Annotated in this window: 21 protein-coding genes and 1 riboswitch; of the genes, 4 read left to right on the forward strand and 17 right to left on the reverse strand. The window is 41.3% G+C overall.

What is annotated here, in order from left to right:
• Nucleotides 1-2 precede the first annotated feature (2 nt).
• The 5 genes from CD03_RS0119585 to metK form a co-directional block, all read right to left on the reverse strand.
• Nucleotides 3-851 carry an ATP-binding cassette domain-containing protein gene (locus tag CD03_RS0119585; protein WP_027295081.1) on the reverse strand — a complete coding sequence of 283 codons (849 nt, stop codon included), beginning with the start codon at nucleotides 849-851 and terminating at the stop codon, nucleotides 3-5.
• Nucleotides 848-1216: a GntR family transcriptional regulator gene (locus CD03_RS0119590; protein ID WP_027295082.1), complete on the reverse strand. Its 369-nt coding sequence runs from the start codon at nucleotides 1214-1216 to the stop codon at nucleotides 848-850. The genes CD03_RS0119585 and CD03_RS0119590 overlap by 4 nt, the downstream gene beginning before the upstream one ends.
• Before the next feature lie 187 nt (nucleotides 1217-1403).
• Nucleotides 1404-2093, reverse strand: coding sequence for a response regulator transcription factor (locus CD03_RS0119595; RefSeq protein WP_027295083.1), 690 nt, complete (start codon nucleotides 2091-2093; stop codon nucleotides 1404-1406).
• A complete protein-coding gene (locus CD03_RS0119600; protein ID WP_027295084.1) occupies nucleotides 2086-3579 on the reverse strand; it encodes a sensor histidine kinase in 1494 nt (497 codons plus the stop codon). Before CD03_RS0119600 ends, CD03_RS0119595 begins: the two co-directional genes overlap by 8 nt.
• A 102-nt stretch (nucleotides 3580-3681) precedes the next feature.
• Nucleotides 3682-4869 (reverse strand): methionine adenosyltransferase, encoded by a 1188-nt coding sequence (gene metK, locus CD03_RS0119605; RefSeq protein ID WP_027295085.1) that lies wholly within the window; start codon nucleotides 4867-4869, stop codon nucleotides 3682-3684.
• Nucleotides 4870-5040: 171 nt separating this feature from the next.
• Nucleotides 5041-5139, reverse strand: a riboswitch (SAM riboswitch).
• 273 nt (nucleotides 5140-5412) lie between these two features.
• Here metK and CD03_RS0119610 point away from each other — a divergent pair.
• Entirely contained in the window at nucleotides 5413-6009 is a 597-nt protein-coding gene (locus CD03_RS0119610) for a GNAT family N-acetyltransferase (protein WP_027295086.1), read from the forward strand.
• A gap of 86 nt (nucleotides 6010-6095) precedes the next feature.
• Complete coding sequence (gene pduB, locus CD03_RS0119615; RefSeq protein ID WP_027295087.1) at nucleotides 6096-6809, forward strand: microcompartment protein PduB; 714 nt, start codon at nucleotides 6096-6098, stop codon at nucleotides 6807-6809.
• Between the two features lie 53 nt (nucleotides 6810-6862).
• On the opposite strand, the gene CD03_RS0119620 is transcribed toward pduB, so the two are convergent.
• A complete protein-coding gene (locus tag CD03_RS0119620) occupies nucleotides 6863-8194 on the reverse strand; it encodes an MATE family efflux transporter (protein ID WP_027295088.1) in 1332 nt (443 codons plus the stop codon).
• A 157-nt stretch (nucleotides 8195-8351) separates the two neighbouring features.
• Between CD03_RS0119620 and CD03_RS0119625 the strand changes: the two genes are divergently transcribed.
• Nucleotides 8352-9179 (forward strand): MerR family transcriptional regulator, encoded by an 828-nt coding sequence (locus CD03_RS0119625; protein WP_027295089.1) that lies wholly within the window; start codon nucleotides 8352-8354, stop codon nucleotides 9177-9179.
• Between the two features lie 27 nt (nucleotides 9180-9206).
• Here the strand turns inward: CD03_RS0119625 and CD03_RS34130 are convergent, their stop codons facing one another.
• From CD03_RS34130 to CD03_RS0119655, 6 genes are all read right to left on the reverse strand, one after another.
• Complete coding sequence (locus tag CD03_RS34130; RefSeq protein WP_044289523.1) at nucleotides 9207-9554, reverse strand: DUF1622 domain-containing protein; 348 nt, start codon at nucleotides 9552-9554, stop codon at nucleotides 9207-9209.
• 91 nt (nucleotides 9555-9645) lie between these two features.
• Nucleotides 9646-10605, reverse strand: coding sequence for a hypothetical protein (locus tag CD03_RS36260; protein ID WP_052377883.1), 960 nt, complete (start codon nucleotides 10603-10605; stop codon nucleotides 9646-9648).
• Between the two features lie 124 nt (nucleotides 10606-10729).
• A complete protein-coding gene (locus CD03_RS0119640; RefSeq protein ID WP_027295090.1) occupies nucleotides 10730-11695 on the reverse strand; it encodes a Gfo/Idh/MocA family protein in 966 nt (321 codons plus the stop codon).
• A gap of 131 nt (nucleotides 11696-11826) precedes the next feature.
• Entirely contained in the window at nucleotides 11827-13119 is a 1293-nt protein-coding gene (locus CD03_RS0119645) for a UDP-N-acetylglucosamine 1-carboxyvinyltransferase (protein ID WP_027295091.1), read from the reverse strand.
• Between the two features lie 256 nt (nucleotides 13120-13375).
• On the reverse strand, nucleotides 13376-13915 hold the full coding sequence (locus tag CD03_RS34140) for a shikimate kinase (protein ID WP_081820308.1): 540 nt from the start codon (nucleotides 13913-13915) through the stop codon (nucleotides 13376-13378).
• Between the two features lie 208 nt (nucleotides 13916-14123).
• The gene (locus tag CD03_RS0119655) at nucleotides 14124-17393 is read right to left on the reverse strand and encodes a PAS domain-containing hybrid sensor histidine kinase/response regulator (RefSeq protein ID WP_044289525.1); all 3270 of its coding nucleotides are present in this window, start codon (nucleotides 17391-17393) and stop codon (nucleotides 14124-14126) included.
• A 324-nt stretch (nucleotides 17394-17717) separates the two neighbouring features.
• Here CD03_RS0119655 and CD03_RS0119660 point away from each other — a divergent pair, with 324 nt between their 5' ends.
• Nucleotides 17718-17918: a cold-shock protein gene (locus CD03_RS0119660; RefSeq protein WP_027295093.1), complete on the forward strand. Its 201-nt coding sequence runs from the start codon at nucleotides 17718-17720 to the stop codon at nucleotides 17916-17918.
• 267 nt (nucleotides 17919-18185) lie between these two features.
• Here the strand turns inward: CD03_RS0119660 and CD03_RS0119670 are convergent, their stop codons facing one another.
• The 5 genes from CD03_RS0119670 to CD03_RS0119695 form a co-directional block, all read right to left on the reverse strand.
• Nucleotides 18186-20552 carry a ribonucleoside triphosphate reductase gene (locus CD03_RS0119670; protein WP_027295094.1) on the reverse strand — a complete coding sequence of 789 codons (2367 nt, stop codon included), beginning with the start codon at nucleotides 20550-20552 and terminating at the stop codon, nucleotides 18186-18188.
• A gap of 222 nt (nucleotides 20553-20774) precedes the next feature.
• The gene (hflX, locus tag CD03_RS0119680) at nucleotides 20775-22025 is read right to left on the reverse strand and encodes a GTPase HflX (protein ID WP_027295095.1); all 1251 of its coding nucleotides are present in this window, start codon (nucleotides 22023-22025) and stop codon (nucleotides 20775-20777) included.
• Nucleotides 22026-22036: 11 nt separating this feature from the next.
• Nucleotides 22037-23080 (reverse strand): tetratricopeptide repeat protein, encoded by a 1044-nt coding sequence (locus tag CD03_RS0119685; RefSeq protein ID WP_027295096.1) that lies wholly within the window; start codon nucleotides 23078-23080, stop codon nucleotides 22037-22039.
• Between the two features lie 221 nt (nucleotides 23081-23301).
• Nucleotides 23302-24324, reverse strand: a complete 1023-nt coding sequence (locus CD03_RS0119690; protein ID WP_027295097.1) for an ABC transporter permease — start codon at nucleotides 24322-24324, stop codon at nucleotides 23302-23304.
• Nucleotides 24321-26114: a hypothetical protein gene (locus CD03_RS0119695; RefSeq protein WP_027295098.1), complete on the reverse strand. Its 1794-nt coding sequence runs from the start codon at nucleotides 26112-26114 to the stop codon at nucleotides 24321-24323. Before CD03_RS0119695 ends, CD03_RS0119690 begins: the two co-directional genes overlap by 4 nt.
• Between the last annotated feature and the right edge of the window lie 3 nt (nucleotides 26115-26117).

Consider the following 26117-nt stretch of genomic DNA (forward strand, 5'->3'; position numbering starts at 1 on the left):
CCCTAATTTGTCAACTGGATAAATAATTTTTGCAGATCTAACCCGGTTATCTCCAATCCTTTCGGCAGATTAGCACGATCCGGTCTGCCAATGATATACGCAGTTTTCAAGCCTCCCAAAACATCTGTACCAATTACTTCTTTTCCTCTTATATACGTATCCACAAGCGCTCCATTTCCGGAAACCGTATAGCCTCTGCTAAGAAGCTCTTCCCGTGTTTCCGATCGGATTACCTGACCGTTTTTAATAATTACAATATCCTCTATCACGCTGGAAACTTCTTCTATTAAATGTGTGGATATCACTGCAGCAAAAGGATTCTCACTATATTTTTCAATTAAAATCTTATAGAACAGTTCCCTGTGATTTGCATCCAGTCCCAATACCGGTTCATCCAGGAAAACAAAAGGTTCATTTACCGATAATGCAATAATATTTTTAAAAATGGAAGTATACCCCGTTGATAATCCTTTGACCTTCTTTTTCACATCTAACCGGAACTGCTCTGCCATATTCATTGCAAAATCCGTATCAAAATTTTTGTAGAATTCCTTACTCCATTTGAAAACTTCTTTAATTTTCATGGATTCCGGATATAATGTTTTTTCACTCATCAGATAAATCTGTTCCAATGCCTGATCATTTTCCCTCACCGGTACTCCATTCATAAGAACCTGCCCCTCATCCGGAAAAATACGGTTACTGATAATATTAAGCAATGTAGACTTACCCGCACCATTCCTTCCAAGCAGTCCATAGATCTTTTCTTCCTCAAAAAGGAGATTCACATGATCAAGTGCCACGGTGTCTTTAAACCTTTTACTGATATTTACTACTTCAATCCCTGTCATTTCCTAAATCCCCTTTCTATCATCCCTAATAATTCTTCATCTGAAATGTTCAATCGCTTTGCTTCCTCAATCATTCCACTGATATAGTGCTCAAAGAACTGATCTTTCCTCTTTTGTCTCAGCTTCTCTACCGCTCCCACTGCTACAAACATACCTACACCTCTCTTTTTATAAACAATGCCTTCCTCAACCAGCATATTGATTCCCTTCAGGGCGGTTGCCGGATTGATCTTATAAGTTACTGAAAATTCCGTAATTGAGGGGATCTGTCCCTCTTCCTGAAAAGCCTCTGTCAGAATCGCATCTTCAACGCCCTCCGCTATCTGCATAAAAATAGGTTTTTCATCCTCAAAGTTTAATTTCATGAAAACCACCTCTTGTTTGTTGGTTAGTTACTTGACTAATTAACTATATATGTATTAAAGCATACTTTTTTGTTTATGTCAACTCCTTAAATAGAAAAATTAAGATAATTTTCCCAACACAAAAAAACTGTCCCAATTTATAATCAGGACAGCTCTCACTATAATTCTTTTCAATTTTGAACAGTTTTTATATCTTAAACCGGTACCCTACACCCCAGATCGTCTCTATATACTGAGGCTTCGCCGTGTTGAACTCAATCTTCTCACGAATCTTCTTAATATGAACCGTTACGGTTGCAATATCACCGATAGATTCCATATCCCATATCTCGCTGAATAACTCTTCTTTAGTAAATACGTGGTTCGGGTGTTCTGCCAGGAACGTTAATAAATCAAATTCTTTTGTTGTAAATGTCTTCTCTTCTCCATTAATCCAGACTCTTCTGGCCGTCTTGTCTATCTTAATACCGCGAATCTCAACAATATCATTTGTCTGGACATTACTGCTGATTAATCTGTCGTAACGTGCCATATGTGCCTTCACTCTTGCTACCAGCTCACTGGGGCTGAAGGGCTTTGTCATATAATCATCTGCTCCCAGTCCAAGACCGCGGATTTTATCGATATCATCCTTTTTCGCCGAAACCATAAGAATCGGTGTGTTCTTCTTGTCCCGGATGGATTTACAGATTTCAAATCCGTCTACTCCCGGAAGCATCAAATCCAGGATAAATAAATCAAATTCTTCTTCTAATGCTCTCTTAAGTCCAATATCCCCACGATTTTCAATCTCTACCTCAAAACCGCTCAGTTCCAGATAATCTTTTTCCAGATCTGCGATACTTTCCTCATCTTCAATAATCAATATCTTACTCATTGACAGGTACCTCCTGATATTTTCTAAGCACAAAGTACATAACTGTGCCTGTTCCCATTTTACTGCTTGCCCAAATTTTACCGCCGTGATCTTCTATAATCTTCTTAACAATGGACAATCCGATTCCGCTTCCGCCCTGGGCAGAATTTCTGGATGCATCTGTACGGTAGAACCGGTCAAAGATAAGCGGCAGATCTTTCGGTGCAATTCCTTTTCCGTTGTCCTCAATTTCCACTTGAATGAAGTCGCCTACATCCTTAACCCGGATATTGATATAACCCTTAGGCTTATCTAAATACTTTACGGAATTTCCTATAATATTATTAATTACCCGCTTCAGCTGTTCTGCATCAGCGATAATCCAGGTTTCTTCATCTGCATAATTAAAATAAGAAAACTCAATATTCTTAGATTCCAGATCCAGACCAACCTCTTCAAAGCAGTCATCAAAGTAACTGGATACGTTAATTTTACTAAATGTATATGGAATACGGTTCGTATCGATCTTCGAATAAAATGTCAATTCATTAATCAAACGGTCCATATCATTAGCCTTATTATAAATCGTACGGATATATTTATTCATCTTCTCAGGAGTATCCGCCACACCATCCATAATTCCTTCTACATAGCCTTTCACAGCCGTAATCGGAGTCTTCAGGTCATGGGAAATATTGCTGATCAATTCCTTATTTTCCCTGTCGTACTCTACTTTTTCTTCGGCAGATTCCTTCAGCCGCTTCCTCATCTCTTCAAAATCCTGGCACAACTCGCTGATCTCATCTTCACCTTCAGCTACTAATGTAAAGTCCAGATTGCCTTCTTTGATATTCTGGGTAGCTGCACGAAGCTTTCGAAGCGGTGTACTGATTCCCGAATAAATCCAGGTACTCAAAAGACCTGCGGTTAAAATCAGGATTACAACAATTGTAATAAACATATCCCGAAGCAGTGACTTCATCTGCGGCAGCATATTATCCATACTGGTTATAATGAAAATGCTTCCTGCTGTTTCATCCGAAAATGTAACATCAATCTGCTTTACAAATGCCCTTACATCTTTTCCGATATACGTTCCGCTGTCAGCAGACGTTGTATAAGTATTGGGTCCCGGCAGTTCTTTAAAAAGCTGTGCATTATTTTCAGATGTTCCCGAATAATACTGGGAACTTCCTTTGCGCACAATGAGATAAGAATTCTTGTCCTGCAATTTATCATTAATCGTACACAGATAATCCACATCCAGAAACTGATCCGGATCTTTGTCGGCTTCCTTCTTCATCTCCTCAAAAATACGCTTCGTGGTTATGCTCAGCATCTGTACTGAATTAGAAAATGCGTCATAGGAAACATTGTCGATTCCATATTTATCTTCTATGGATTTTAACTGGTACTGACTGAAACCCAACAGAGCTACGCCTGTTAACAGAAGCGGGACACATATAATTACAAAAAAGGCTATGATAAGCCTTGTTTTTAATTTCATAGCAAAAACTCCTTTATGTTATACCGTTCTCTTTTCAGTATAGCATAAAGGAGCCATATTTACATCTAAACAAACAAGGACTTTTATAAATTTTTCATAAATTTACAAGTACTTCTTAAGAATTTCGACTTTATCCAGCTTCTCCCAGGGCAGATCCAGATCATTTCTGCCGAAATGTCCGTAAGCAGCAGTCTGCTTATAGATCGGGCGGCGAAGATCAAGCATCTTTATAATTCCGGCAGGACGAAGGTCAAAATTCTCTCTTACGATTTCCGTAATCTTCTCATCTGATAATTTGCCGGTTCCAAAGGTATCGATCATGACAGAGGTGGGTTTTGCAACTCCGATTGCATAAGATAACTGAATCTCACATTTTTCAGCCAGTCCTGCGGCCACAATATTTTTTGCCACATAACGTGCTGCATATGCTGCAGAACGGTCTACCTTGGTGCAGTCTTTTCCTGAAAATGCTCCGCCGCCGTGTCTTGCATATCCGCCATAAGTATCTACAATAATCTTACGTCCGGTAAGACCGCTGTCTCCATGTGGTCCGCCGATTACAAAACGTCCGGTTGGATTGATAAAAAATTTCGTATTCTCATCTACCATTTCAGCAGGCAGAATTACATCAAATACATATTTTTTAATATCCTCATGAATCTGCTCCTGTGTTACATCCGGATCATGCTGTGTAGACAGAACAACTGCATCCAGTCTGGATGGCTTGCCATTTTCATCATATTCTACACTGACCTGAGTCTTTCCGTCCGGTCTCAGGTAAGAAAGTGTGCCGTCTTTACGAACTTTTGTAAGCTGCAGCGCTAATTTGTGTGCCAGTGAAATTGGATACGGCATTAATTCTTCCGTTTCATTTACCGCATAGCCGAACATCATTCCCTGATCTCCTGCACCGATTGCTTCAATTTCATCATCAGTCATGGTATTTTCCTTTGCTTCCAGCGCTTTGTCAACGCCCATGGCAATATCGGAAGACTGCTCGTCAATGGCTGTGATAACGCCGCAGGTTTCCGCATCAAATCCATATTTTCCACGTGTATAGCCAATGTTTCTTACCGTATCACGCACAATCTTCTGGATATCCACATAAGCATTTGTAGAAATTTCTCCCATTACCAGAACCATGCCTGTAGTAGTTGCAGTCTCACACGCCACACGGCTCATGGGATCCTGCTCTAACAGAGCATCTAAGATAGCATCAGAGATCTGGTCGCACATTTTGTCCGGATGTCCTTCTGTTACTGATTCAGAAGTAAATAATAATTTTTCCATAGAATCCTCCTTTGGATAAGAGCATTTATATTTTCTCACGAGATCGATTTAACATATCCTGCAGGCTTACTTGAGGCCGGGAACATGTCCCGCTTCACAAAACCGCTCCTGCTTTTAAACTAAAAAAGGTCCGCACTAAGCGGACCCCCTATCTATTATGATAAGTAAATCCTCTTATTGTTCGAATTACTCGCTCAGGTTGGCACCTTCCTCTGACGGGGTTGCCGTGGTTTCACAGATCCTTTGTATCTCCACCACTCTGAATAAGAGAAAATATAATATTTAATTTTGTTACGTCTACTACGATAACGCTTATTCGCCTGTTCGTCAAGTACTTTTTTATGGAAACTACTCTAATGATAAAAATTTGATAAAAAATTATATAGAAAAAGCAATAGAAGCAGATATGTCGTGACTTTAGTATTACCAAATGATAGAATATGGTAAAGAAACAAGCAGATAAGCGGAACGGTACAATAAGATAGCACAACAATCGGAACAACGAATAAAAATCGTTTGCCTGGTTGTGGAAAGGGGAGTAAAATGCAGATTCAAAATACACCTGCACTGGAAACAGACAGACTGATATTAAGGAGATTCACTGAAAATGACATGGATGCCTTATTTTCCATCTACAAAGATGAAGAAGTGAATACTTATTTACCCTGGTTTCCTCTGAAATCACTGGAAGAAACCAGAACTTTTTTCAAAGAAAACTATGCCAGATCATATCAGCAGGCGAAAGGATACCGATATGCTGTCTGCCTGAAAACAGATAATGTGCCCATTGGTTATGTACATGTGTGCATGGATGACAGCTATGATTTCGGCTATGGGCTGAGAAAAGAATTCTGGCACAAGGGAATCGTATCAGAGGCTGCAAAAGCCGTATTAGAGCAATTAAAAAGAGACGGATTCCGGTATGTTACAGCTACCCATGATATCAAAAACTCCCGCAGCGGCAAAGTCATGAGACGCCTGGGCATGAACTATCAATATTCTTACGAAGAACACTGGCAGCCGAAGGATATATTAACCACATTCAGAATGTACCAGCTCAATTTCGATGGACAAAATGAACGGGTTTATAAAAAATACTGGGATAAATATTCTGTTCACTTTATTGAAAAAGATCTGTAAAGCAATATTTGTTTTCGTTGACTTTTTGTTGTTTTTTCTTTATACTGAATGCATGAAAGTATCGTTAAAGAGGAGAAAACAAAACTATGGATGTAAAATCAATCAGCATGAACTGCACAAGAACGGAATTTATCGGAACCGCGGTACTGGACACAATCGGTTTGGTGATTGCGGGAATCGATGATGCTCTTTTGGAACAAATGAATGTTGGAAAAGCTTATCATACCATAGGTGTTTTCAGTTCCCGAACCGGTGCGGCAGGACAGCTCACTGCTGTAGATGAAGCAGTGAAAGCCACCAATACAGAAGTATTATCCATCGAACTTCCCAGAGATACCAAGGGCTGGGGCGGACATGGTAATTACATTGTACTTGGCGGAAACAGTGTTTCTGATGTCAGGCAGGCTGTTTCCATTGCTCTTGAACTGACAAATAAGTATGCAGGGGAACTTTATATCAGCGAAGCCGGACACCTGGAATTTGCTTTTTCTGCAAGTGCTGGGCAGGTACTGAACAAAGCTTTTCACGCTCCCGCAGGCCAGGCGTTTGGCTTCTTATGCGGTTCACCGGCTGCTATCGGTCTTGTAATGGCTGATAATGCAATGAAAGCCGCCGGCGTAAATATAATCGAGTATATGACCCCGAATAAAGGTACCAGCCACTCTAATGAAGTCATTCTTGCTGTATCCGGCAACGCCAGCGCCGTAAAGGAAGCTGTTCTGGCCGCTCGACAGGTAGGGCTGGAATTATTGATTTCCATGGGCAGCTACCCGGAGATTCCCGGCATACCTTATCTGTAAATATGGTAAATAAAAAAGTTATCAAGAACGTAATCATCTTGATAACTTTTTTCTTATACTGCATAACCGTAAACTTCCCTCTTTCTGCGGAAGAAGAAACAGGAGATAAATACAGTGAGACACTCTGCAAGGGGAACTGCCATCCAGACCCCATCAACGCCTATGATATAAGGCAGAATCAAAATGCAGCTCACTATAAAGCCAAAGGTACGCATAAATGATATCGCCGCCGATATTTTACCGTTTGAAAATGCAGTAAACATGCCGGAAGCGAATATATTCATCCCTGCAAACAAATAGTTGAATGAGAACAGAAAGAATCCTCTGCTGGCAATTTCATAGGTTGCTGAAGTACGCGGTGTAAATATTTCTACAATTATGGGTGCCCCCGCCAACGCAATGATCGTAATTACAACTGCGGAAACGGCAATAAACCGGGTACAGATTTTATATATCCGCCGTAGTAAAATCACATTTCCACTTCCGTAGTTAAAACTGAACACAGGCGCTACACCTATTGCAAATCCCAGATATAAAGCATTGAACAGGAACTGGCCATAAAGTACGATCGTAATCGCCGCAACGCCATTTTCCCCCAGAAACCGAAGCATAATAATATTAAACAAAAAGGTTACAATTGCAGCAGACAGATTGGTAACCATCTCTGACGAACCGTTCAGACAGCTTTCTTTCAGCACGCCAAAATCCATTTTGGGTTTAACAAAGAATAAATCTCTCTTTATTTTCCAAAAATAGATAAGGCCGGCTACACCCGGTACTGCCTGTCCAATTCCGGTAGCCAGAGCTGCTCCCCCGATCCCCATCTGCAACGGACCCATAAAAACGTAATCCAGCACAGCATTTGTAAGTCCTCCCAGCAAAGTCAGTCCCAGTCCGATTACAGGCTTCCCTGCTGTCACGAAGAATGACTGGAATAACAGCTGAAGTACACATGCAGGCGCAAATAAAAGGAGAATCTGTAAATAAGAAATACTATTCCCAAGTATTTTATCCGTAGCCCCCAGCGCTTTTACCATAGGCTCTATAAAAATATTGCCTGCCGTTAAGGACAAGATACCAAACAACAATCCGGAAATTACAATTAAAGTAAAATTCTGTCTGGCTTCCTCTGGTTTCTTTTCTCCCATTTTTCTTGCTATAATTGCACTGCCGCCGGTAGCCAGCATAACGCCAACCGCTATCAGTATATTCACCGCAGGATAAACAATATTTGTAGCAGACAGAGCATCACTTCCAAGAAGCCTGGATATAAAAACCCCATCCACAATGGTATACAGGGACATAAACACCATCATTACCATAGTAGGCAGAGCAAATCTCAGCAGAGAAAAAAAATTAAAATCTTTCGTAATTGAATTTTTCATGATATAACACCTCTTTTTATTGCATTTTAGCGATTTCTTTACTATCATAAGGTATCGGGTTACCCTATAGTCAAGGAAAAATTATATTCTAAAAAAATATGAGCTTACAATTTATATATCATTTAAATTAAAAAAAATATGAAAGGAAGGGAGATTTATGATTAATAAAGATCTTTATTTTACAACAGGAGAATTTGCAAAACTCACCGGAGTCACCAAGCACACCCTGTTTCACTATGACAAAATCGGTCTGTTTTCCCCTGAAATAAAGCTGGACAACGATTATCGGTATTACTCCATTTCCCAGCTGGATGTGTTTGATGTGATCTGGAATTTAAAAGAGCTGGATATGCCCCTGTCTGATATAAAATACTACCTGGATCATAAAAGCCCTCAAGCCTTAATATCACTTTTAGAAGAAGAGGAAAAAATAATCGACCGGAAAATGGCAAAACTGAAGAAAACCAAAAAATGGCTGCGGTTTAAATCTGAATTTATTCAAAAAGCTCTGCAAAAAGATTTTTCCAGAATTGAGGTATTAGAAACAGCGCCCCAGTACTATATTCCTACCCATACTTCAACTTATAATGACAAAGAACTGGCAAAAAAAATAGGGGAACTGATTAGTCTGGGGGAAAACCTTGGAATTAAGAGCCCTTATGGGATCGGATTTCTGCAATACGCAACGAAAATTCACCAAGGTATATACAACGATTACCGCCATATTTATCTGCTCCTGGATTCCCCGCCTAAGGGAGTTTCTTATACCTTAAAGCCGGGAGGGGCTTATTTATATGGTTACCATCAGGGCGGTTGGAAACAGATCGGAGAAACTTATCGCCGGATGCTTACTTTTGCAGGAGAACATGCACTGGAATTAGATGAACTCTTCTTCGAAGATTATCTGCTGGATGAACTAACAGTAAATGGATATGACAATTATGTGATTCAGATTTCTGTTTTAGTCAAAGAAAAAAGAGACTGATTCAGTCTCTTCAGATCTCTTAACCATTCAATTCTCTTCCTTCTTACTAAGATGAAGGTCATATTCTTTTTCTTCATTTTTTATTTCCCAGTGAATTAAAAATGTCAGGATAGCCCGCAAAGCAATAATTCCTGCTACCAGGACAATTTCAGAGATTTGGCGAACAACTACCGTTCTTAGAATTTCACTGCCAAGCTTAAATTCCAACCCCATTGCCAGTCCCTTTGCCAGCATGAGCCGCGTCTCCGGTTTTCTGCGGATATAATTAATAATTCCCTGAATTCCGGTATACGCGATGACACCCACGCCAATGTACTCAAAGAGCAGCACCGCCAGGTTTACGATGGACACCAATGTGCTTTCCAAAAATACCATTGTTTCTTATCCTTTCAGCTTTATCTGTTCTGTCCCCCAAGAGCGTGTCCGAACTTTGTTTTCAAACACGCTATAAATCATTTTAAAATTATTATTTCTTACTCTTTGTCACAAATCCAAAATCTACTGTTCCGTTGCCCCATTTTGCGGTTATCTGATAGGTATACCCTGCTTCTGCTGCCGGAATAATGAATACTCCATCCTTCTCTTCCGGCTCTACCTTTTCTCCCTCGGGTAAATCGCTGCCTTCGCTATACTGCTTCTGTACATCCTCCGTCCACCGGATAATTTCTATGGTGTCTGGTTTTTTCGTAAAGTCCAGTTTCAGATCCGTAGGTTCATTTAAAGTAAGATCATTGATTTCCTTCCATCCAAGGACCGGCGCCATATCTGTTTTTGCAGTACCTGTGGTTCCATCCTCATTTTCGTAGCTCCACTCGTATCCGCCCCGGGTAATCGCTGCCGATACGACTGCTTCCGGCTGGGTGTACTCAGCAGAAAGATATGGAGGCTCAGCAGGATCCGGCTCCTGGTAAATCTGGTCGATGATCTCATTATACTGGTCCGCATCCTCCGGCTTTCCGGTCTGATCCAGCACCATTTTTGTAACTCCCGGGTACTGTCCCGGATAAGACTGCAGCATTATTCCATTTCCATAAATCTTTAAAATATTTCCTCTGGTCAGATCTTCCTGCTTGATCTGTTTCCCATCTTTATCAACCAGACCGCCCTCCGGCACCGGTGCCGTGAAAAGTGTTCCGTTTTTTGTATCGATAAAAATAAAGTTTTCTTCTCCATAGGTGAGATACATGGCAGTAATTACATTTTCCTCTGGATTTTCAGATGAATTTTCAGTTTTTTTCTCCGTCTGTAATTCCGATGAGTTTTCTGTTTTTTGTTCTGTCAATGTTTCCGATGACTGCTCCGTTTTTCCCATTTTATCTTCAGAATTTTTTTTCTTATTTCCTGTCACCAACACAGCTGCAGCAACTGCTATTACAACGAGCACTACAACTCCGGCAATGATATACTTCATGTTTTTATTTTTCATGTTCGTTTTCTCCTTTACTCTGATTATGAACAGTATCAGTTAATATCATACTATATATCATGATATTTATAAAGAAGAATTCAATTTTTTATTAGGATAAACCTTGATTGGCATGAATTGGTGCTTAACCCTTTCTTCCCATCAGCTGATCAAACATTGTAGCGCAGCGGATTGTCATTTCATGAGGTGTCACCTTGCTCTCCACCTCACCACGTTTCACGCAGTCCACCATTTCCTGGATTTCATAAATAAATCCATTCTCTGTCTGATCTGTAAAATGTACCGGTTCTTCCCGGTCACGGTACAGGGAACACTCTTGTCCATAGTGAACCAGCGGTACTACAATCTTCCCTTCGGTCCCGTAAAATACAGCTTCATCATTTAGCTTCGCAGCAATGCTTGCGTGCATATTAGCAATACAATTATCATATAAAATGGATATCTGTTCGGTTTTATCAACCCCGGTTTCAGATTGAATCATATAGGTATGTATATCTTTTACCGGACGATCTAAAAAATATGTCATCAGTTCAAAACAATAAACCGTGATATCCGTTGCCGCACCGCCCGCCAGATCAGGATTATTAAAGCGGTTCTTTGGATCATTTCCCGCCTGGAAGCCAATATTAATTTCGGCCAGCTCTACATTACCGATTTTACCTTCATCCAGCCATTGTTTAGCAATTTTGTTATGAGGAAGGAATCTGGACCACATCCCCTCCATAACAAAGACTCCCAGCTCTTTGGATCTTTGGAATACTAGTCTTGCTTCCTCTCCATTTACCATCATTGCTTTTTCACAGAGTACCGGTTTCTTATAATCCAGGCAGAGCATCGTAAGTTCAAAGTGGTAATTGGGCGTCGTTGCAATATAGACTCCATCCGGATCTGCATCCTTTAACATCTCTTCATAGCTGTCATATGCCTGGGCTACATTGTTCTTTTTAGCAAACCGGGATGCCCGGTCCAGACTCTTACTGGCGACTGCAATTACTTCCATGTTCTCCAGCCGGTTAACCGCATCACAAAATTTTTCAGCAATACCTCCTGCCCCCATGATAGCAAAGCGAAATATCTTTTCCTGTCCCATAAATATCATCCTCCATCTCTTTCATAAAAAGCCAAAGAAATCAATCCTTTGGCTGGTTTACAATTTAAAAATAAATAAAGAAGGACAAAGGATTGCTAAAATCCTCCGTCCCCGATTGTCAGAGTGTATCTTCATCCCACTCTTAATTTAAATTTCTGTATTTCTTTTTCACTCGAAACTTTTTCTATTTCAGCTCCAAGGCCACGGAGTTTATCTTCAAAACACTCATAGCCACGCTGGATATAAACGATATCATCTACAATTGTGATTCCTTCCGCTGCAAGCCCCGCAATGACAAGCGCTGCACCAGCTCTTAAATCAGGTGCGCTCACCTGTGCACCTGTCAGTTTGTCCACACCGTAGATAACTGCCGTATTGCCTTCTACCTTGACTGTAGCTCCCATTCTTGCCAGCTCATCCACATATTTAAAACGATTTTCAAATATGCTCTCTGTTACAATACTGGTTCCTGTTGCCAGTGCCAGCGTAACACCGATCTGCGGCTGCATATCCGTAGGATATCCGGGATATGGTAATGTCTTTACATTTGTATTGCGTAACTGCTTTGATGCGACAACACGTACCGCATCATCAAATTCTTCTACTTCACAGCCAATTTCAATCAATTTTGCTGTTGTGGCTTCCAAATGCTTTGGAATTACATTTCTCACCATAACATCACCCTTCGTTGCTGCTGCTGCAAACATGAAGGTTCCTGCTTCTATCTGATCCGGAATAATGGAATATTCTGTTTTATGAAGCTTCTCTACACCGCGGATACGGATTACATCAGTACCTGCGCCTTTGATATTTGCTCCCATACTGTTCAGGAAGTTCGCCACATCAACGACATGAGGCTCTCTTGCTGAGTTCTCAATAATGGTATATCCTTCCGCCATGGTTGCTGCCATCATAATGTTAATGGTAGCACCAACGGAAACGGTATCTAAAAATATATGTTTTCCAACGAGTCTCTCCGCCTGGGCAACAATCGCTCCATGCTGAATGCTCACTTTTGCTCCTAATGCCTTAAAACCTTTTAAATGCAAATCAATCGGCCTGCTGCCGATATTGCATCCGCCCGGCAGAGGTACTTCTGCCTTCTTGTATTTTCCTAATAACGCTCCTAATAAATAGTAAGAGGCTCTTATCTTTTTTATGAACTCATAATCCACGCTGACACTGCCAATCATGGAGCCATTAATTAAAACTGCGCTCCTGCTTACCCGTTCAACCTTTGCGCCAATTACACTGATAGCTTCTAACAGCACATTCACGTCCTGTACATCTGGTAAATTTTCTACTAGTATGGTCTCATCTGTCATAATTGCGGCTGCAAGGATTCCAAGCGCTGCATTCTTAGCCCCACCGATCTCAACATCACCTACCAGTGGGTTACCGCCTTTAATAATATATTGTTCCATAGGACACCTCTATACTTATTTATACTCTCTTCAATTCTTATAGACAAAAACGACCCCTCGAATTTTGTCTTACTGTTACCCCTTTAAAATATCTAAACTATATTATATCACATTCTTTACTTTTGTAAACAAAAATTAAAATTTAAGTAATTTTTTCCATATATCTTTCAAAAAAAATACAATCAAATAGCATTTCCTGTGCACTATTACCCCTAAAATATGGCAAAATGTTACAAAATTATGTATTTCTATTTGTCTATTTTTTTCTGCACTTCGATCTGTCTCCAGGTGCAATCCCCAGTTTCTTCAAACCTTCCACAACTGCATCCAATGTCTCTTCCACCGTTAATCCTGCCTCATTGACAACAATATCCGCATATTTGTCATAGAGCGGTGTTCGTTCGTCAAACAGATTCCGAAGGGTCTGTCCCTCTCTCAGAACAACACCACGCCCTTTTAAATCGCCCAGGCGGGTAAATAAATCTATGTAATCTAATTGTAAATAAACCACTGTTCCAATTCGGCTTAAGTTTTCCATAGCATCTTTTCCGTATACTACGCTGCCGCCGGTAGCGATTACGGCATTTTCTTCCTGAATCCGGCTGTTCACCCTGTTTTCTATTTCAATAAAGCCATCTACACCGTCTTCTTCAATAATCTCCCGAAGCAGCCTGCCTTCCTGCTCCTGTATCAATATATCAGCATCCACGAAATGATATCCCAGCACTTTAGCCAGAATTACCCCGACGGTACTCTTACCTACGCCCGGCATCCCGATCAAAACCACGTTACTCATTTGTATACCTCGTTCATTTATTCCTGCGAACAACGAGCCAGATGGGTTCGCTTGCGAATCCATCCGGCAACTGACGCAGGGGTCAGGTACCCCACCGCTTACAGGGGGTATTGTTGTACCATCTTAACATAAATACACATTTGTTGCAAGCTTACAATCAAAAGCAGCCTTATATCAGGCTTTAGAACCGATATAAGACTGCTTCTGGTTATCTTATATATTTCTCCAGGGTCTGGAACAATTTATCAACATCTACCGGTTTAACCAGATACCCGTTCATTCCCGCTTCAAAAGCCTGGTTTTTATCCTCATCAAATGCATTTGCCGACATTGCTATAATTGGAATGGCTCCTGCATCTTTTCTCAGCAGGCCTCTTATGGATCTTGCAGCATCCAGACCATTCATAACCGGCATTCGGATATCCATAAGGATTGCCAGATAATAGTTTTCCGGCATACTCTGGAATTTTTCCAGTGCCTCGGCCCCATCCTCCGCTGTGTCTACCTCCATCTGATGCATTTCAAGGAGCGATTTCGCTATTTCCATATTTAATACATTGTCTTCTACGAGTAGCACACTATGTCCGTTCAGATGATACCCTTTTTTTACTTCCGGTTCATTATGCGTAATCTGAAGCTGTATCAGAGTGTCATAAAGGGTTGCCTTAAATAATGGTTTAGCAATAAAATAATCGGCCCCGGCAGCTTTTGCTTCTGCCTCGATCATGCTCCAATCATATGCTGAAATAATAATAATCATAGTATTGGGACCGGTTAATTCCCGAATTCTCCTGGTTGTCTCTACGCCATCCATGTCCGGCATCTTCCAGTCAATCAAAGCCAGATCAAATAAACATTCATTTGTCAGTGCTGTCTCTACTTCCTCAATTGCCCTCTGTCCAGAATCAACCCATATGGATTTTGCTCCGATATTGGAAAGAATCATGGATGCCTGCTCCCCTACAATACTGTCATCATCTACAATAAGAACGCTGAGTCCCCTTAACAGTTCCTTTGATTTACGGTCATTTTCTTCCTTTGCATCATCTTCTGCCAATCCAAGTGGAATTTCCACCCGAAATGATGTTCCTTTTCCTACATCACTTTTGACCTGGATGGTACCTCTCATCAGCTGCACCAGATTGTGCACAATAGACAGCCCCAGTCCGCTTCCGGTCTGGTTTCTGGCTATGTCTGAACTTTCCTGTTCAAATGGCTGATATAATTTTTTCATAAAATCTTCAGTCATTCCCACTCCGGTATCCGAGATTGTAAATTCCAGATTTGCAATACTATTTGACCTTCTGACTTCCCGGATACCCAGAATGATATTCCCGCCTGAGTGAGTAAACTTCATAGCATTTGAAAGCAGATTCATTAAAATCTGATTCATGCGAAGGGAATCTCCTATATAGAAGCGTTCCAGCGGTTCCTCATGGTGTACTTCAAAATCAATCCCCCGCATTACCGATTGCGGATAAATAACTTCGGTAAGGTTCTTTATAAACTCCGTAAATTCAAATCTTGAATTGGTAAGAACCATTTTTCCCCGTTCAATCTTAGACATGTCTAAAATATCATTGATCAGGGCAAGGAGATATCTGGATGATGCATCTATTTTCCGGAAGCAATCCAGCATCCTGTTTTTATCGTTTATCTTCAACTGCCCGATTGTACTCATTCCTATGATTGCATTCATTGGTGTACGGATATCGTGGCTCATCCTGGACAGGAAATCCGACTTAGCATTATTGGCTGATTCCGCAGCGGCCAGCGTATCACGTAAGAGCTGCTCCTGACGTGCTTTCTCTGCTCTCTGTTCATCCAGAACCCGGAAAAGCATGATTGCAAAAACATCTTCATCGTATGGATTAGCGACAAATATAACATGATTAGCTACCCAGTGATATCTCCCATCCTCTCCCATCTGCCGGAATTCCGTGTATATATCATTGCTGCCGCTTTCAAATCTCTTTAAAATCCCATCTTTGTCAAATGTTCGCTTATATTCTTCCCTGTATGCCGGATAGATCAGGGGATATACCTTTTCTATCATCTCATGATAATTCCCATGGTCATCATGCTGCATAATAAAATGTCCCGAAGTCAGGCATTCATATGTATTCTTTGACAAGTTTATCTTCATTATCAATGGATATGCTGTATAAATGGCAGCTCGTAAAATCTGGTTTTCCAGTAGCTGTTCCTGTTCCCGCTCCTTTGAAAGCAGCTTGTTCTCTGTGATATCATTCAGAACCGCCTGAATAACCTCTATGCCGTTAGCATTTATTAGCCGTTCCATGAATACGCTGACCCAGTACCTGGTTCCATCTTTACCTACCCCTTCTCTTTCATAGGCGACTTTATCACCGGTACATTTTAAATTGTCAAATACCGATCTGAAATGCTGGTTTTCTTCCTTTAGCACTAAATCAAAAGTGTCTTTCCCATTTTGAAGAAATTCCTCTCCATTATACCCATAGATTTCCCATGCACGTCTGTTTGCATAATAAATTTTATGGCTTGGGTCCGTACTCAGTTGAATAATTCCGCTGGGAATTGTATTATAGAGCTGTGTCAGGAAATCAGCCTGCCTTTTCACTTCCTGATTAGCCTTTATCAGTCTGAATTCCTGATTTTTACGCTCCGATATATCAGTGATAAAGCAGGAAACAGAAGGCTCTATTCCATCTGTAACTTTTTTGCCAATATCCATTACCCACAAAACTTTTCCATCCGGACGCAAAATACGGTATTCCAAAGAATAAATATCACCCGCTTCAAAAGCTTTCTCAACCTGTTGCCTCACACTTTCCCTGTCTTCCGGAAATATAAAGTCCCGAAAAGAAATCCGCAGTTCTCCGTCATAGGTGTTCCTGCTCCCGCATCCCAATATCCGGCAAAGCCCGGGGCTGACCCACTTGACGGTAAACGACTCGTCCATGCCGCAGACTGCCATTCCGCCGGGAAGCTGTGACATCATCAGTTCAATCTGCCGGTTCTGCTCAATCACTTTCTCCTGCATCTTCTCAAATGCTTCTTTTGCAGCTTCCACCGGAAATAATTCATCTTCACCCATGGCTGACAGAGGAACTGAATTATGGATATGCATGGTCTCAAGTCCTTTATCCGTTCTTCTGAATATAAAAGTGATTCTTTGACGGGTATGCATGTTCATGCCCGTATCCGGTTTTGCTTCCAGCATACTTTCTCCTTCACAGAGATAATAATCTGGTCCCAATTCAGATACCACGTAACGCTTATCCCACATATCACAAAGAATCAGATCGTCTTTTCCCTCCAGAAAGTGGCGGCTGACTTCCTCCTTGCCTTCCGCCCGCTGTTTTTCCCCCGCTCCCAGCCAGATAATATCCTGACTCAGCGTTGAAATAAAATAGTCTATATCGCCTTCGCAAAAGTATCTTTCCAGAATATTGTCTGCAAAGGTTATAATTTCTCTTTTTTCATGATCTGTCATAACAGAAAAGCTCCTTTTTCCCAGAAAATCACTAGTTTATTTTATTATTTTAACATAATTATTTACGAATAGATAGAGGTTCGCACCGAGAAAAATCAGAGGATTTCCCCTTAAATATTTTCCTTTCAGAATGCCCTTAAATTCCTTATTTTTTGCTTGACATTTTCCCCTTAAACGACTATAATTTGACTTGTATCAAAGATTTATTGGATGTAAAGTAATTCACTAGTTATTAGAGATTATATTTAACACCTATATAATCTGTAATAGCTGGTGAATTTTTTTATTTTCAAGAGCACAATATTTTAATGGAGGTACCACAAAATGAACAAAGGTACAGTGAAATGGTTTAACGCAGAAAAAGGTTACGGATTTATCACAGGAGAAGACGGAGCAGATGTATTTGTACATTTCTCAGCTATCCAGGGAGACGGCTTCAAATCTCTTGAAGAAGGTCAGGCAGTTTCTTATGATTTAACAGAAGGCGCTCGCGGAATGCAGGCAGCTAACGTTGAAAAAATGTAATTTCAGTTAATCTAGCGAAACCAGAATAAGGTTGTTATACTATGTATTTAGTATAGCAGCCTTATTCTTTTGCCGATTTTTTTTACATGAAAGCGCAGATACAGCTGACCGCCTGTTTTATAAAAGCGCAGATGCAGCATCTGCCCTCTAACAGGCTGTCAGCCGCATCTGCGCTTTTAGAATATATTCCTGACTCGTGAACACAAATCATTCATATATTTCAACGACACATTTCATAATACCTTTCAAAACACATTACCGTAACTTCTACTGGTTTGTATCTACATATTTCTTGATATTCGAAGCATTTACATATTTTTTCGCCTTATCACCTTCTACCACAACCAGTGTAGGTGCCTGCATCACACCGAATTTCTGAACCAGTTCCTGATTTTCTTCTGCATCAATTACAACGTAATGCTCATTTCCCAGCATTTCCTTGGCAATCTTACAGTTTGGACAGGTCTTTGTGGTAAACAGGTACTTGATTCCCTTGCCCGGCTCTACTTTCACATCATCTTTTGATATGGTTACAATGCTGCTGTGAACCTTATGCAGACAGGAATTGTCCACATCGTATAACTGGCGGTTTTTGTATTCCTGCGTCTTGCCATCGTTCCAGTTCTGAACCGGACGGTAATACCCGGTGATACGGCTGTATACTTCTGCTGTCTCACCGCATTCCGGACAAACAAAATGTTCTCCTGCAATATACCCATGATTCTTACATACCGAATAGGTAGGTGAAAGTGTATAATAAGGCAGCTTATAATTTTCTGCAATTTTACGTACCAGTGCCGCTGCTGCTTTCCAGTCCGGAAGCTTCTCTCCCAAAAATGCATGGAATACAGTTCCGGAAGTATATAAGGTCTGAAGTTCATCCTGGATGTCTAATGCTTCAAAAATATCAGCGGTATATTCCACCGGCAGGTGGGAACTGTTAGTATAGTATGGCGTATCCCCGTCTTTTCCTGCCGTCTTGATGTCCGGCCAGCGCTTTCTGTCGTGTTTTGCAAGGCGATAAGTGGTTGATTCTGCCGGAGTTGCCTCCAGGTTGTATAAATCGCCGTATTCCTCCTGATAAATAATTAATCGGTTTCTCATATAGTTTAACACATCTTTTGTAAACTGCTGTGTCTTCTCTTCCGAAAGATCCTTACCAAGCCATCTTGCATTTAAACCGACTTCGTTCATGCCGATTAATCCAATAGTGGAAAAATGATTGCTGAAATCCCCTAAATAACGTTTTGTATATGGATACAGCCCTTCGTCCAGAAGCTTTGTAATAACGTCTCTCTTGATCTTTAAGGAACGAGCTGAAATATCCATCATGCGGTCCAGACGCTTATAAAAGTCTTCTTTGTTACTTGCCAGATAAGCGATACGCGGCATGTTAATTGTAACCACACCTACACTGCCTGTACTTTCTCCCGAACCGAAGAATCCGCCGGTCTTTTTACGTAGTTCGCGAAGATCCAGACGCAGACGGCAGCACATACTTCTTACATCACTTGGCTCCATATCACTGTTAATGTAATTTGAAAAATAAGGCGTACCGTATTTAGATGTCATCTCGAATAACAACTTGTTGTTTTCGGTATCGGACCAGTCAAAATCTCCGGTGATCGAATAGGTAGGAATGGGATACTGGAAACCGCGTCCGTTGGCATCTCCTTCAATCATCGTCTCAATGAATGCCTTATTGATCATATCCATTTCTTTTTTACAGTCTTTATAACAGAAGTCCATTTCTTTTCCGCCTACGATAGCCGGAAGTTCCGCCAGGTCATTGGGAACGGTCCAGTCCAGTGTAATATTGGAAAATGGTGCCTGGGTTCCCCATCTGCTGGGGGTATTTACCCCATAAATAAAGGACTCGATACATTTTTTAACTTCCCGGTAATTCAATTTATCTGCTTTTGCAAAAGGTGCAAGATATGTGTCGAATGAAGAAAAAGCCTGTGCGCCTGCCCACTCGTTTTGCATAATTCCAAGGAAATTCACCATCTGGTTGCAGAGTACGGATAAATGCTTTGCCGGAGCGGAAGTAATCTTTCCCTTGATTCCTCCAAGGCCTTCCTGAATCAGCTGCTTTAGGGACCAGCCTGCACAATATCCGGTAAGCATTGACAAATCATGAATATGGACATCCGCATTTCTATGAGCGTCTGCAATTTCCTCATCATATATCTCAGACAGCCAGTAATTTGCCGTAACCGCACCCGAGTTGCTCAGGATCAGGCCTCCAACGGAATATGTAACTGTAGAATTTTCTTTTACACGCCAATCCTCTACTTTAACATAGCTGTTAACGATTTCTTTGTAATCCAGGATAGTCGATTTCATATTACGGATTTTTTCCCGCTGTTTCCGGTATAAGATATATGCCTTTGCAACATCTCCGTATCCTGCCTGAACAAGAACGTTTTCCACGCTGTCCTGAATGCTTTCTACATCGATGACCCCGTCTTTAATCTTCCCCTGAAAATCAGCTGTCACACGAAGACCCAGAAGATTGGTCATATCCTCATTATATTCCTTTTGTGTGGCTTCAAATGCCTTTGCTATGGCATCACTTATCTTCCCTAAATTAAAATCTGCTACTTCCCCGTCACGCTTTACTACTCTAAACATACCCATGCTCCTTCCAATTCTCATACATCAGCTCATCTATTGTTCTAACTGTAAATGACATATTTCCAGTCAAAAAAAGCTCCATTCGTTCTCTCTTTTGAGAGCGACTGCAATTATTGTAGCAAATAAATTATTGACCGTCAAGCCAAAAAAGTACTATATCTATGTATTATTTTTGGCACATAACACTAGATATAGTACTTCCTCTTTATTTTGCAACATTTAGCCTGTCACATTTCCATAAATTTCCATAGGCACATATGCTTTGACATAGATCCCTTCCGCACGGTAATCTTCTTCCAAAAGCTGGCCGTATTTTCGTATTAATTGTATCAAACCCACATCAGCATAGGGATATATCCGCTCTATTAAAATATTTTTCTCCTGCAGAATCTGTTCTAAAATATTTTTGAGCTCTTCTAAGCCTTCCCCTGTTTTGGCAGAAATGCACAAAGTTTTATCTGCCTTAAAATCCCGCAGAGTTTCTTTCTCAATAACCCTGTCCTGTTTATTAAAAAGTGTCACCACAGTTTTATCTGTGACACCCAGATTCGCCAATGTTTCATAAACTACAAACATCTGCTTTTCCATTTGCGTATTAGATGCATCTACTACATGAAGTATAATGTCTGCATACTTTGCTTCTTCTAACGTACTGCGAAAGGCCTCAATTAAATGATGGGGCAGTTTTCGTATAAATCCTACCGTATCGGTGAGCAGAATCTCCTGTCCGCCGTTTAAAGCGAGCATCCGTGTTGTGGGATCGAGGGTTGCAAACAGTTTGTCCTCTTCCAACACTTTTGCATCGGTAAGATGATTTAAAAGGGTTGATTTCCCTGCATTGGTGTATCCTACGATTGCCGCTACCAATGTCTGGTTCTTACTCCGCTTCATCCTTACCACTTCACGGTGGCGCTTCACATCAGCCAGTTCTCGTCCTAACTGAGCAATTCTGTCCTTGATCAGACGCCGGTCCATCTCAAGCTTCTTTTCACCGGGGCCTCTGGTACCAATTCCGCCTCCCAGACGCGACAGGGAGCTTCTAAGCCCCACAAGACGTGCCAGGCGATACTTTAACTGTGCCAGCTCCACCTGGATCTTTCCTTCGCTTGTAGACGCCCTTGCAGCAAAGATATCCAGTATGATCAAAGTTCTGTCCATAACCTTTATATCCAGTTCCTGCTCCAGATTACGCAGCTGCGCAGGGGATAATTCATCGTCACAGATCACTCCGGTTGCAGAAAGCTCATATACCATTTCCCGCAGTTCCTGGATTTTCCCTTTGCCTATATAGGTACCGGGATGAACCTGTTCCCGATTCTGGATTATACGCCCGACTGTAACAGCTCCTGCTGTGGATGCCAGGTCTGTCAACTCATCCAGCGATTCCATAGTATCGTCATCATCAGATGTGCTGACACCCACCAGAATTACTTTTTCCTCTAATTTTTCAATATCATATAAATCCGCCATATTCTCTCCTGTCAACGTGTGGACAGGAAGTCATACTCTTTCTTACCTGCCGCATCATTTGGGTATTTTGCTATATATTCGGCCGCCTTGGCCTTTGCCGTCTGGAAATCTTTCTTGCGCTCATATGCCACAATTTCATTATAGAGCAGATCCTGCTTTCCGGTCTCTCCATTTAAAGCCAGTCCCTTTTGTATCGTTGCGATTGCCGCATCCGGAGCATTGTCCGCAAGATCACAGAGCGCTATTCCGTTATAAGCCTCGGGCGCTTCTCCAAAATCTTTCAGATACTGCTGGTAAATATTCCTGGCTTGTTTGGAATCCTCCAGTTTCAGATAAACTTTTCCAAGAAGCAGCGCAGAAGTCTTGTCCTTTTCCTCTACCGGCTTTAGCAGTTCTTCTTTTGCTTTTTCATAGTTCTCCAGATAATAGTATATGCGTCCGCGCTGATAATAATCCTCTGTTTTTTCTCCGCCGATGCTCAAAGCCTTCTGCAGATATTCATCTCCCTTAGCAGAAAGATTTTTATCTTTATATGCTTCATAAATATTCCAAAACAGGTCATAATCCTCAGGTGACATAGATGACGCCTTGTCAAAATCTGCTTTTGCTTTCGCTTCATCCTCTTTCTGAAGATAACAGGTTCCTCTCATATAATACGCACTGCCATCTTCATCTGCAGATAATATCTGACTGCAGGTCTCTATGGTACCATCGTAATCTTCAGATTTTAATTGCGCAGAAGCTTTATAAAGCCTGATATCCTTTATGGTCTTCACCATTTTTTCACCTGCATTTTCCAGGGCTGAATTAAATGCAGTAATTGCCTTATCATATTCACCAAGTCCAATATAAGCCATACCTTCACCCCGGTACGCCAGAACGATATCCTTCTCTTCTGCAATGGAACTTTCAAAACTTTTCAGTGCTTCCTCATATTTCTGCTGTTCCACCGCCGCCATCCCCAGATTCAGAGAACTATCGGGATCGTTTTTCGGCTGACATCCACTCAGTGTACATGCGGCCAAAATCACTAACAGTAGCTTTTTATATTTCATGGTATTGCCTCCATTACAAAAATATTCTCTAAACACGCTTTTAGCCAGGTGCAAGCATTTTTCAGATACGCTCTAGTATATCAGATATCGACTCATAAATATAGTGGTTTTTTATTAATTCGGGGATCAATATAGACTGCAAAGGGGCTGATAATCCGCAAATTATCAGCCCCGTCGAAAACTCATTGTACTTTTTTCACTATAATTTACCCACATGTCTTTTATTCCAGAATTTCCCGTCTTTTTCGAAAACTCATAAAATATAAAATAATGGATACCACGCTAAAGAATATGGAATGAAAGAATGCCAGTATCATATCAATCTGCGGCTGGTGCTTTGCAGATTGAATAAGGAAGAGGAATGCCTCTTCTTTCTTTTTCCACAAATTTGTCCAAAAGTCAAAATCGGACCATTTGGTTGGTATCATTTCCTTAGGGATTGTTATAAAGCGGGAAACTCCCCATATGGTCATGATTAGCATCACAATCAAAGCTCCCCACCAGATATAAGCAGATATCCCCTGACCTTTTTCTTCTCTTGCATATCGCAAAAAAGTGAACATGATTCCAAATGCAAAGAATATCGGAAGAAGCAGTATGAATATTCTTGTAATTCCTTTTAAAAGATCCAGATCCATGATTTTTCCTTCCAGTGCATGACGCATAAGAAGCTCATTAACGATAGTTTCGGCTTCTTTTCCTTCCGGAACCTTTACCGTGAAACTGTCCAGGTTCTGAGCATCACCATCTGCCTGCATTACCACCATCTGTCTCTCATCATCAATACCGTTTAAGATTCCTCTGACGGTCAGTTTCCTGTCCTGGTACTCCAATTGTTTCCCCACCACATCCGTGCTCCCAAATAAATCATAGGCAGTTTTTTTATCAATTAAGCAGCCATTTTTATCCTCTGGCGCAAGTGCTGCTGTTCCATTAAAAAGAAGCTGGGGATTATTGCATACCAGCACAGCGGTTGCGGAACTATTACGCTGGTATTTCTTATTTGATAACATGACATTTTCTTTTTCTCCCCATATCGTAAATAGCAGTGGATTATCCTGATTAAGCTCTGTTTTCTGGATATCAGAAGCAGATTTTGCATCTAACCGGTTATCCGTCAGGACAGCCGTAGCTGTCCCCGGATTATCGCTCATCATCTTACCGTTATAGAAAACTGCCAAACCATAACATAAGATCATAAGCAGCGCGCCCACTATTCTTGCCCAATACTTTTTTAGCATCATTCCTCTGCCAGCCGCACACGACTGCCTCCTGAAATATTCTTATCTGATCCGGTAATGATCTTCTGGTCATTTGTGATGGTTCCATCTGAAAGTGCTGCAAAATTCTCATTCTGGTCTAATACTTTTACGACTACTTTCTGCGCCTTTAATTCATCCCCAAGAACAGACGTTGTTTCCTGGATTACATAAATAAATTTTTCATTGTTGTCTTCATGCAGCGCCGAAATGGGAACACAGGTCGGATAGGATTTTGATGTTCTTGTCACCTCGAATTCTGCCGCTGTTCCTATCTCTAATGTATCTGCCGGTAATTTTACGGTAACATCCAGCATATCTTTGTTCTCTTCGTTTGCCTTAACCGATTCTACCGTCAGGCCTTCGATTGGCTGTCCATTATTGCCTGGCTTTAATACAACCGGATCGTTCTTCGCAATATATTTTTCCTGATCAACCGGTACCTGTGCTACGAATTTACTGCCATTTGTTGTATCCGCCAGCAGCATAGCGGTTCCATCCATTGTCTTATCGCCGGTTGTAATTGCAATTTTCGTAACAATTCCCTTGATAGGTGCCTTTATCTGACCTCCTGCTGCCAGTAGTGCCTCTAATTTCTGTAATTCCATCTGAAGCTTCTCTTTATCAAGTTTGCTGATCTTACCGCTGCTGTCCGTTCCTTCCGGTGCATTGGCATCCTCTAAAGCTCTCTGGGCAGTACGTATGCTGTCATCTCTTGCATTAACTGCATCGTCATAAGCCTGCTGTTTAGCATTTACGTCATCAATCAGCAGCTGTTCCTGTTCCTGCGTACCTTTTGCCTGGTTTTCCGCCTGTTCCTGCTGGTATTGCCCAATTGCCTGTTCCGCAGAACTTTTTTCTTTCTGCGCTTTCTCAACTTTCTTATTTGCTTTCTCCAGCTCGCTCTTGTATTGATCCCGGACCGCCTTTTCTACCTTAGCCAGATCCTCAGTTTCGGGGGCCGGTGCCGGTGCCGGAGTTTGAGTCTGGGGCTGTGCTGCTGACCCATTGGACACTAATCCTTTCTCATCAATGGATGGCTCTGCCGGCGCTTCTGTCTGTGGCTCTGTATAAGCTGCGGCCTGAGCCTGTGCTTCCTGATTTTTCTTTTCTGCTGCATCCAATGCCTTATTTACTTCCCGTTCGATTTTGCGCTCCAGTTCTTTTAGTTCTTCCTGCGCCTGCTGCAGAGCCTTGTCTTTTGCTTTCAGAGTTTTGTTAAGTTCTGCTAATACTGCATCATTCCCATCCGTAGGGATTCCCTGCTGGTTTCTATATTCCTGCAACTTCTGCTGTGCATTTTGCAAAGCTTCCGCGGCTCTGGTTACCGCTTCATTTCCTTTTCCCGCTGCCAGGCCGACATCCTGTTCTGCCCGGTTCCTGGTACTGGATTTTTTTTGCTCCTCAGCACTTGATTTACTCTTGTTATCCCCCTCTGTAAGATCCATTTTTTCTATTTCCTGCTTTTTAAGAAGAATCTGTTCTTTTAGATTTGCAATATCTAAATCAAATAATAATTCCCCTGCTTCTACAGTCTGACCTTCACTAACATAAATTGTCTGTACCTTCTGATCCCCTATTGTGGATACCGCCTGTTCTCTATTCTGCATGACTTTTCCATTCCCCGTTACCCTATGGTCAATTGTCATGCTCTGCGCTGTTTTTGTCTGTACATTTGCAAGACTGGCACTGTCTGCCGCCCTGGACAACACTGTAAACAGCAGCATCAGCACTAAAAATGAAGCTAAAATACTAATTACCTTTTTTCTATTCATATC

This window comes from Robinsoniella sp. KNHs210, from assembly GCF_000686105.1.
GTDB lineage: Bacteria > Bacillota > Clostridia > Lachnospirales > Lachnospiraceae > Robinsoniella > Robinsoniella peoriensis.